The organism is Klebsiella ornithinolytica NBRC 105727 = ATCC 31898 (assembly GCF_001598295.1).
Taxonomy (GTDB): Bacteria; Pseudomonadota; Gammaproteobacteria; order Enterobacterales; family Enterobacteriaceae; genus Klebsiella; species Klebsiella ornithinolytica.
This window is the reverse complement of the sequence record NZ_BCYR01000013.1, coordinates 107,666-113,892: the sequence shown is the minus strand read 5'-3', so window position 1 is coordinate 113,892 and position 6,227 is coordinate 107,666. Positions and strand designations below refer to the sequence as shown.

At 55.3% G+C, this 6,227-nt stretch carries 6 protein-coding genes; 2 read left to right on the top strand and 4 right to left on the bottom strand.

What is annotated here, in order from left to right; all coding sequences use genetic code 11:
- The first annotated feature begins 21 nt into the window (after nucleotides 1–21).
- Both ROR01S_RS21555 and queC read left to right on the top strand, forming a co-directional pair.
- The gene (locus tag ROR01S_RS21555) at nucleotides 22–1,722 is read left to right on the top strand and encodes an SgrR family transcriptional regulator (RefSeq protein WP_064359865.1); all 1,701 of its coding nucleotides are present in this window, start codon (nucleotides 22–24) and stop codon (nucleotides 1,720–1,722) included.
- Between the two features lie 66 nt (nucleotides 1,723–1,788).
- Entirely contained in the window at nucleotides 1,789–2,484 is a 696-nt protein-coding gene (queC, locus tag ROR01S_RS21550) for a 7-cyano-7-deazaguanine synthase QueC (RefSeq protein ID WP_004858727.1), read from the top strand.
- A 215-nt stretch (nucleotides 2,485–2,699) separates the two neighbouring features.
- On the opposite strand, the gene ROR01S_RS21545 is transcribed toward queC, so the two are convergent.
- From ROR01S_RS21545 to hupB, 4 genes are all read right to left on the bottom strand, one after another.
- Nucleotides 2,700–3,101: a YbgC/FadM family acyl-CoA thioesterase gene (locus tag ROR01S_RS21545; RefSeq protein WP_004858725.1), complete on the bottom strand. Its 402-nt coding sequence runs from the start codon at nucleotides 3,099–3,101 to the stop codon at nucleotides 2,700–2,702.
- A 110-nt stretch (nucleotides 3,102–3,211) separates the two neighbouring features.
- A complete protein-coding gene (locus tag ROR01S_RS21540; RefSeq protein WP_004858724.1) occupies nucleotides 3,212–3,580 on the bottom strand; it encodes a helix-hairpin-helix domain-containing protein in 369 nt (122 codons plus the stop codon).
- A gap of 148 nt (nucleotides 3,581–3,728) precedes the next feature.
- Nucleotides 3,729–5,603, bottom strand: coding sequence for a peptidylprolyl isomerase (ppiD, locus tag ROR01S_RS21535; RefSeq protein WP_004858720.1), 1,875 nt, complete (start codon nucleotides 5,601–5,603; stop codon nucleotides 3,729–3,731).
- 213 nt (nucleotides 5,604–5,816) lie between these two features.
- Nucleotides 5,817–6,089: a nucleoid-associated protein HU-beta gene (gene hupB, locus ROR01S_RS21530; protein WP_002444653.1), complete on the bottom strand. Its 273-nt coding sequence runs from the start codon at nucleotides 6,087–6,089 to the stop codon at nucleotides 5,817–5,819.
- Between the last annotated feature and the right edge of the window lie 138 nt (nucleotides 6,090–6,227).

Here is a 6,227-nt window from a genome sequence, read left to right as displayed (position 1 = left end):
AGGTTGAAGGATGAAGTGTATATGAGATTACTGAACCGGCTGAACCAGTACCAGCGCCTGTGGCTCCCCTCCTCCGGCGCGCCACAGCAGGTGACCGTAAGTGAGCTGGCAGAACGCTGTTTTTGCAGCGAGCGCCATATTCGAACGCTGCTTCGCCAGGCGCAGGAGGCCGGCTGGTTGAGCTGGCAGGCGACTCCCGGGCGTGGAAAACGCGGCACGCTGATTTTTCATACCGCGCCAGACGCCTTACGTAATGAGATGATGGAGCTGGCGCTGAATAACGGCCAGCAGAAAAATGCGCTGGAGCTGGCTCAGCTGGCGACGGAAGAGCTGAAGGCGCTGCTGTCACCTTTTCTTGGCGGTCAGTGGCAAAACAATACGCCGACTTTGCGCATTCCCTACTATCGCCCGCTTGACGCTCTGCAGCCGGGGTTTTTACCCGGTCGCGCCGAACAACATCTTGCCGGGCAAATTTTTTCTGGCCTGACGCGCTTCGGAGCACAAAATAGCGCTCCGGTCGGTGATTTAGCCCACCACTGGCAGGTATCGCCGGACGGCCTGCGCTGGCAGTTTTATATCCGCTCAACGCTGTTCTGGCATAATGGCGATCCGATAGAAACGCTGCAGCTTCGGCGGCGGCTGCTGATGTTGCTGGAGCTGCCCGCCCTGCGTACCCTGTTTGCCAGCATTAACCGAATTGATGTCACGCATGCGCAGTGTCTGACGATTACGCTGCATCGCCCGGATTACTGGCTACCGTTCCGCCTCGCCAGCGACGGCAGCTTACTGGCGCATCCCGATGAACCCACGGTCGGTAGCGGGCCGTTCCGTCTGAAACTGTTCAGCCCGGAGCTGGTGCGGCTGGAGAATCATCCGCGCTATCATCTGAACCACCCGCTGATCCAGGCGGTGGAGTACTGGATCACTCCCCAGCTGTTTGAGCAGAATCTGGGCACCAGCTGCCGCCACCCGGTGCAGATTACCATTGGCGATCCGGACAAGCTGGCAAATCTTCGTCAGGTCAGCAATAGCATCAGCCTCGGGTTTTGCTACCTGGCGCTGCGTCAGAGCCCTCGCCTCAGCAAAGCTCAGGCGCAACGTCTGGTATCGCTGATTCACCGCTCTTCACTGCTGAAGACGCTTCCGCTCGACGAAGATTTGATTACCCCCAGCAACGAGGTGTTGCCCGGATGGACCATTCCCCAGGGGCCAGAGAATCAGGATATTCCTCTGCCCGAACAGCTTACGTTGCTGTATCACCTGCCGGTCGAACTGCACACGATGGCAGAACAGCTCCGCCTACGGCTTGCCGCCCTCGGCTGTGAACTGAAGCTCATTTTTCACGACGCCAAAAACTGGCACGGTTGCCAAGAACTGGCGCAGGCGGATTTGGTCATGGGCGATCGGCTGATCGGCGAAGCGCCGGAATACACGCTGGAACAGTGGCTGCGTTGCGATACGATGTGGCCTCATTTATTGACCGGGGCACAGTATGCTCATCTGCAGGCCACCCTCGATGCCGTCCAGGCGCAGCCTGAAGAAAGCAGCCGCAACGAAGCGTTGCGCAATGTCTTCAATATCCTGATGGACGATGCCATCATGACGCCGCTATTTAATTACAATTATCGCATCAGTGCCCCACCGGGCGTAAACGGCCTGCAGCTTAACGCCCGGGGCTGGTTTGATTTCACCAGCGCCTGGCTACCGGCATCGCCGCCGTGATGAAGCTGGTCGCCGCGCCCATCAGGCGCTACCATATCGCTTTCACTTTGATTGTCAGGAATTGCCATGAAACGCGCCGTAGTTGTCTTCAGCGGAGGACAAGATTCAACGACCTGCCTGGTGCAGGCTCTGCAACAGTACGATGAAGTGCACTGCGTCACTTTTGATTATGGCCAACGCCACCGCGCGGAAATTGACGTCGCTCGCTCTCTGGCGTTAAAGCTGGGCGCCGTTGCCCATAAGGTGCTCGACGTGACGTTGCTTAACGAGCTTGCCGTCAGCAGCCTGACCCGCGATAACATCCCGGTGCCGGACTATGAGCCGGAAGCCAGCGGTATCCCGAATACCTTCGTGCCCGGGCGTAATATCCTGTTTTTAACCCTGACGGCGATTTACGCCTACCAGGTTAAGGCAGAGGCGATCATTACCGGCGTGTGCGAAACCGATTTTTCCGGCTACCCGGACTGCCGCGACGAGTTCGTGAAAGCGCTACACCATGCCGTCAGCCTCGGAATGGCGAAAGATATTCGCTTCGAGACGCCGCTGATGTGGCTTAACAAAGCCGAGACATGGGCCTTAGCCGATTACTGGGGCCAGTTAGCACTGGTGCGCCATGAAACCCTGACCTGCTATAACGGCATTAAAGGCGACGGCTGCGGACAGTGCGCGGCCTGTAACCTGCGCGCCAACGGGCTAAGCCAGTACGAGGCCGATCGGCCGGGTATTATGGCAGTGATGAAACAGAAAACCGGGCTACAGTAACCGGTCATTTCCCGGTAGCGGCTGACGCCATACCGGGCCTGTAAGATCCGCGCATGACATCAAGCCCGTAGTCGGTCAGCGCAATTCCAGTACCAAATCCGCAACGCACCGTCGGCCGGGTAAGGCATCAGCCACCGCCCGGCATTTTCTCTATGGCCGTTAGCTGAGACGGATGCGCGATAGCGCATCCGGGACACATGCCTCCGACTGGCCTGTCAGCAAGGCTCCAGCTGAATCAGTTTCTCGCGCAGTTCCCCCTCCAGCGGCAGCGCCTTCTGCGTTTTAAGATCGATGCAGACAAAGGTGATTAGCGCATCGGCTACCCCTTCGCCGTTAGGATTGAGAGTTACCACCTGGCTTAATGTTCCGCTTTTCCCGTTCAGCTGTTCCAGTTTGCTGGTGACGGTAAGCACATCGCCTAACACCGCCGGGCGGCGATAATTGATATTGATATTCACCACCACGAAGGCGATGTTGCGTGCGGTCATCCAGTGAAAAGCCGGGCTGCTTTCCAGGCCGTCCCAACGCGCCTCTTCGAGAAATTCCAGATAACGCGCATTATTGACGTGCTGATAGACGTCGAGATGATAGCCGCGAACTTTGATTTGTGTCTGCATAGCGCACATGCCTTATCTTTCATTGTTGTTTTGAGGTCAGAGGTCACACCACTTATGTGACCTCTTCATTCTGGCAAATAATGACGACTGTGCAAACTTGTGCTGAAAATTTATAACTTCAGATGTGACAGATTTCTCTCCACCAGCGAGTGCCCCATCCCCGGGACCTGCTTAAGATCGTCAACGGTTTTAAATGGTCCGTACTCTTCGCGATAGCTCACGATTGCCTGCGCTTTCTTCAGACCGACGCCATTCAAAGCCTTTGCCAGCTCCTCTGCGCTGGCACTATTGATACTCACCCTGATTCCATCACTCTCAGTCGCGTTTAACGTCTCAGGCACCTTCGCCTGCGGCGTCTGCACGCTCTCCTTTGCCGTCGCCGACGTTTTCCCGCTGGAAGGGGCGGCAAGTACACCCTGATGTCCTGCCGCGCAAACCAGTACGGCGGCGGCAATAAGCGTTTTCAATCCACGTTTCATGCTGTTATCTCCTTGTTTGTAGACAGCGGGATCACAATAGCGAGGGTGGAAATAGAGTACAAAAGACAAACCGCAGAAATGGAAAAGGCCGCGAAAGCGGCCTTTGAGGATTACATCACGTTACTGATTTTTGCGAAGCGTCACGAAATTATTGCTGTTGGTCGATAGCATCGCCGAGTTTAATTTTCGCGGACTTACGCAGGTTGCTCATCAGCGCTTCGAAAGCAATCTGAGCATTGTTCTGCGTGATGCCTTGCACCATGGCTTTTTTCTGCGCTTCCGGCATGTCGCCGGCTTTGACCTCATCCAGCGCCAGCAGCACCACGTTGCCTTTGATGTCGCTACCCATACCGTAGACAGGTTTACCCTGCTGCGGCAGCGGCAGAGCAAACGCCGCCTGGCTCAAGGGATCCTGACCGGTACGTGCCAGCGTCTGCGCCGGGCCGAAGCTTAAACCTGCGGCTTTCATCGCCTCGTCACCTTTACCATCTTTGAGCGCGGCCAGCAGCTTGTCTGCATCCAGCTTCGCCTGCTGTTCAGCTTTGGTATGTTTGACGATATCGATAACCTGCGCTTTCACATCTGCCAGTGGCTTCACGGCTTCCGCTTTGTGCTCGCTGATACGCAGAACAAAGGCGCGATCGCCATCGACGGTGATGATATCGGAGTTGCTGCCCGGCGTACCGTTCTCGCCCACCAGACCGCCGTTGAAGATAGCATCGGCAACCGGTTTAAAGTTCAGCTCTTCTGGCAAATTGTCACGCCCAAACCAGCCGGTTTCGGTCACTTTCACATTCGCAGCCTGTGCGGCGCTGGCCAGCGATTCGTTATCATTGCTGGCGGCATCGCTCACTTTCTGCTGCAGCGCGTAGTAAGCATCCAGCGCTTTTTCCTGCTTCACTTTCGCCGCGATATCATCGCGAACTTCGGCCAGCGGTTTAACCTTCGCCGGCTGAACATCATCAAGACGGACAACCAGGAAACCAACGGAAGATTTAATCACGCCAGAAAGCTGGCCTTTTTCTTTCAGACCGGCATTTTTCAGCTCTGGTACCGTCGCAGCATCGTCCATCCAGCCCATATCGCCACCGTTGCGGGCAGAGATAATGTCGGTAGATTTTTCTTTCGCCAGGGTGGCGAAATCGGCCCCTTTCTTCAGCTCATCCAGAACCGTCTGGGCATCGGCTTCGGTCTTGGTCTGAATCACGCTGTAGCGGTTACGCTGCGGCTGCGTGAACTGATCCTGATGCTGATCATACCAGGACTGGATTTCCTCGTCAGAGGCGTTCTCCTGCATGCCAGCCGCATCCATTTTGATGTAGCTCACGCGGAACTGCTCCGGCGCCATGAAACGGGCCTGGTTTTGCTGGTAGTAAGCGTTGACTTCCTCATCGGTCACCGTCTGCTTCGCCGCCAGTGCATTGACATCGATGGTGGCTTCACGCACTACGCGTTGCTGGGATACCAGCGCAGCCAGCTGATCGGATTCACCGGGCAGCATAAAGTCAGTACCGGCAATGGCATTAATCAGCTGCTGAGTTGTCAGCTGGTTGCGCAGCGCCTGCGCGTACTGATCGGTGGTCATGCCCATTTGATTCACGATACCGCTAAAACGTTCGTTATCAAATTTGCCGTCAGTCTGGAAAGCCTGAGTCTGGAAGATAGCCTGTTTGACTTGAGCATCGCTGACGCTCAGTCCGAGTTCGCGGGCGTACTGGTCAAGCAGCGACTCGTCAATCAGACGGTTCAGCACCTGCTGACGCATGGTTTTCATGTAGTTTTCGTTGGCCGCCAGTTCAGAGAACTGATCGCCAAGCTGCTGCTGCATACGGTTACGTTCGCTGGCAACGGCATTTTCAAACTGTGAGCGACCAATTTCCTGGTCGTTAACTTTCGCGGCATAATTGTTACTGCCGCCAATCAGGTAACCACTCACCCCGGTCAAAATGAACGAGATAATGATGATACCGAAAATAATCTTGAGCACGACGCTATTGGCGGCCGTGCGTAGGTTGTCCATCATGGTGTAACAACGCTCCGCTGTAGATGACTTTAGCTCGCGCAGCATAGCACGTGATGGCTGCCGCGCGTGAGGACCTATTTTGACAAGAAAATGGGGTGATTGTCAGCCCACAAGTGCGTACAAACACACATAAAGTCGGGTTCCGGGCAAATAAAAAAGGCACATCTCGCGATGCGCCCTTGTACTTCGTCACATTCCCTGATGGGAAGCCGATCAGTTTACCGCGTCTTTCAGCGCTTTACCGGCACGGAAACCCGGCACTTTGGCAGCAGCGATGGTAATTTCTTTACCTGTTTGCGGGTTGCGACCAGTACGGGCAGCGCGCTCTTTCACAGCAAAGGTACCAAACCCGACCAGCGCAACGTCATCTCCAGCCTGCAGAGATTCAGTAACAGAAGCAATTAAAGCATCTAACGCACGTCCGGCTGCAGCTTTAGAAATGTCCGCACCCGCAGCAATTTTGTCAATCAGTTGAGATTTATTCACTGTTCTCTTCCTCTCTTTATAATTTATATCGCACCAGAATCCTTCGTGGTGCGACCGCGCAGCAGTTATATCAGGACTGTCATGCCCTTACAACAGAGTTGTAGATGACCCCCTGCCAGCGATCTAAGTTAGCTACAC